Genomic DNA, 3,158 nt, shown 5'->3' with positions numbered 1-3,158 from the left:
GTGCTGGCCGCGCTGGCCAGGCTGGCCGGTGCGGTGGCCGCCGAGCTGGTCGCGGGCGGGCTGAGGATCATCGGGATCACCGGCTCGTCCGGAAAGACCTCGACCAAGGACCTGGTGGCCGCCGTGCTCGAGCCGCTGGGCGAGGTGATCGCCCCGCCCGGGTCCTTCAACAACGAGCTGGGCCACCCCTGGACGGTGTTGCGCGCGACCCGAAGCACCGACTACCTGGTTCTCGAGATGTCGGCGCGGCATCCGGGCAACATCGCCGCGCTGGCCGAGATCGCCCCGCCGTCGATCGGGGTGGTCCTCAACGTCGGCACCGCCCACCTGGGCGAGTTCGGCTCCCGGGAAGCCATCGCGCGAACCAAAGCCGAACTGCCACAGGCCGTTCCGTCATCCGGCGTCGTCATCCTGAACGTCGACGACCCGGTCGTGGCGGCGATGGCCGGCGTCACCGCGGCCCGGGTGGTCCGGGTCAGCCGCGCCGCCCGCACCGATTCGGGTCCGAGCGACATGTGGGCCGAGGGAGTGTCGCTCGACGAATTGGCNCTCGACGCCCTGGCCGCCGCGGCGCTGGCCCGCAGCGTCGGGGTGCCCCCGGAAGCGATCGGGGCTGCCGTCGCGTCCTTCCGGGTGGGCCGGCACCGGGCCGAGGTGATCGCCGTCGCCGACGGGATCACCTACGTCGACGACTCCAAGGCCACCAACCCGCACGCCGCCGAGGCGTCGCTGCTGGCCTATCCGCGCGTGGTGTGGGTGGCCGGCGGTTTGCTGAAGGGCGCCTCGGTCGACGCCGAGGTCGCCAGGGTCGCGTCCCGGCTGGTCGGCGCGGTGCTCATCGGCCGAGATCGCACGCAGGTTGCAGAGGCGTTATCGCGACACGCGCCGGATGTCCCCGTCGTCCACGTTGTGNACTGCGGCGCCGGCCTCGAGCAGGTGGCCGCCGCGCTGGACGGGGCGGGCCCGGTGTCGCGGCATCGCATGCACGTCACCACCCGCGCCGACGGCGTCACGGTGATCGACGACGCCTACAACGCCAACCCCGACTCGATGCGGGCCGGGCTGCAGGCGCTGGCCTGGATCGCCCACGGGCCTCAACAAGGCCACAGCGCCGGCCCCGCCGCAAAGCGCAGGAGCTGGGCGGTGCTGGGGGAGATGGCCGAGCTCGGTGAGGACGCGATAACCGAGCACGATCGCATCGGGCGGCTGGCGGTGCGCTTAGATGTGTCTCGACTCGTCGTCGTGGGAACCGGGAGGTCAATGAGCGCCATGCACCACGGAGCGGTCATGGAGGGCTCGTGGGGGACCGAGTCGGTCAGCGTGCCGGACGCCGACGCGGCCCTGGCCATGCTGCGCGCCGAGGTGCGACCCGGCGACGTGGTCCTGGTGAAGGCGTCGAACGCGGCCGGACTGGGTGCGCTTGCCGACGCACTGGCCTCGGATAGCGGTGCCCGCCCGTGAGACAGATCCTCATCGCGGTCGCCATCGCGCTGACCGTCTCGATCCTGTTGACGCCGGCGCTGATCCGGCTTTTCACCAAGCAGGGCTTCGGCCACCAGATCCGCGAGGACGGCCCGCCGAGCCACCACACCAAACGCGGCACGCCATCGATGGGCGGCGTGGCGATCCTGGCCGGCATCTGGGCCGGTTACCTGGGCACCCACCTCGCGGGCCTGGCGATCGACGGCGAGGGCATCTCCGCGTCGGGTCTGCTGGTGCTGGGCCTGGCCACCGTGCTGGGCGGCGTCGGGTTCCTCGACGACCTGATCAAGATCCGCCGGTCGCGCAACCTGGGGCTGAACAAGACGGCCAAGACGGTCGGGCAGATCGTCGCCGCGGTGCTGTTCGGCGTGCTGATCCTGCAGTTCCGCAACGCCAACGGCCTGAGCCCGGCCAGCGCGAACCTGTCCTACGTCCGCGAAATCGCCACCGTCACACTGGCTCCCGGGCTGTTCGTGCTGTTCTGCGTGGTGGTCGTCAGCGCCTGGTCCAACGCGGTCAACTTCACCGACGGCCTGGACGGGCTGGCCGCGGGCTGCATGGCGATGGTCACCGCCGCCTACGTGCTGATCACCTTCTGGCAGTACCGCAACGCGTGCGTCACAGCGCCGGGGCTGGGCTGCTACAACGTGCGCGATCCGCTGGACCTGGCGCTCATCGCGGCCGCCACCGCCGGCGCCTGCATCGGCTTTTTGTGGTGGAACGCCGCCCCGGCCAAGATCTTCATGGGCGACACCGGGTCGCTGGCGCTGGGCGGGATCATCGCCGGCCTGTCGGTCACCAGCCGGACCGAGATCCTCGCCGTGGTGCTGGGCTCGCTGTTCGTCGCGGAGGTCACTTCCGTCGTGCTGCAGATCCTGGCCTTCCGCACCACCGGACGCCGGGTGTTCCGGATGGCGCCCTTCCACCACCACTTCGAGTTGGCCGGCTGGGCCGAAACGACGGTGATCGTCCGCTTCTGGCTACTCACCGCGATCGCCTGTGGCCTGGGCGTGGCCCTCTTCTACGGTGAGTGGCTGGCCACGATCGGTGCGTGATGAGCGGTCTTGACCCCTTGAGACCGGGCGCGCCCGTGCTGGTGGCCGGCGGCGGCGTGACCGGCAAGGCGGTGCTGGCCGCCCTGACCCGGTTCGGCGCCGCGCCGACCCTGTGCGACGACGACCCGGCCACGCTGCGCCGGCACGCCGAAACCGGCGCGGCCACCGTGCCGACGCCGACCGCGACGCGGCAGATCTCGCAATATGCCCTGGTGGTGACGAGCCCCGGCTTCTCCCCGGCCACGCCGCTGCTGGCCGCCGCGGCGACCGCGGGCGTGCCCATCTGGGGCGACGTCGAATTGGCCTGGCGGCTCGACGCCGCGGGCCACTACGGGCCGCCGCGCCACTGGCTGGTGGTGACCGGGACGAACGGCAAGACCACCACGACGTCGATGCTGCAGGCCATGCTGACCGCCGGGGGCAGGAGCAGCGTGCTGTGCGGCAACATCGGCGATCCGGTGCTGGATGTGCTCGACCAGCCCGCCGACCTGCTGGCCGTCGAGTTGTCCAGCTTCCAGCTGCACTGGGCGCCCTCGCTGCGGCCCGAGGCCGGCGTGGTGCTCAACATCGCCGAGGACCACCTCGACTGGCATTCCACGATGGCCGACTACACCGCGGCGA

General features: G+C 71.6%; 3 protein-coding genes. All 3 read left to right on the top strand.

Annotation, left to right across the window (positions count from 1 at the left end; all coding sequences use genetic code 11):
• Positions 1-1,461 (top strand): Mur ligase family protein, encoded by a 1,461-nt coding sequence (locus BN4348_RS43190; protein ID WP_066913362.1) that lies wholly within the window; start codon positions 1-3, stop codon positions 1,459-1,461.
• On the top strand, positions 1,458-2,537 hold the full coding sequence (gene mraY, locus BN4348_RS43185) for a phospho-N-acetylmuramoyl-pentapeptide-transferase (protein WP_066913360.1): 1,080 nt from the start codon (positions 1,458-1,460) through the stop codon (positions 2,535-2,537). The genes BN4348_RS43190 and mraY overlap by 4 nt, the downstream gene beginning before the upstream one ends.
• The coding region (murD, locus tag BN4348_RS43180) for a UDP-N-acetylmuramoyl-L-alanine--D-glutamate ligase (RefSeq protein ID WP_084454201.1) at positions 2,537-3,158 on the top strand (622 nt) is incomplete at its 3' end. The genes mraY and murD, both read left to right, overlap by 1 nt.

The sequence above is a fragment of the Mycobacterium interjectum genome, from assembly GCF_900078675.2.
GTDB lineage: Bacteria > Actinomycetota > Actinomycetes > Mycobacteriales > Mycobacteriaceae > Mycobacterium > Mycobacterium interjectum.
This window is presented reverse-complemented; position numbering and strand designations above follow the sequence as displayed.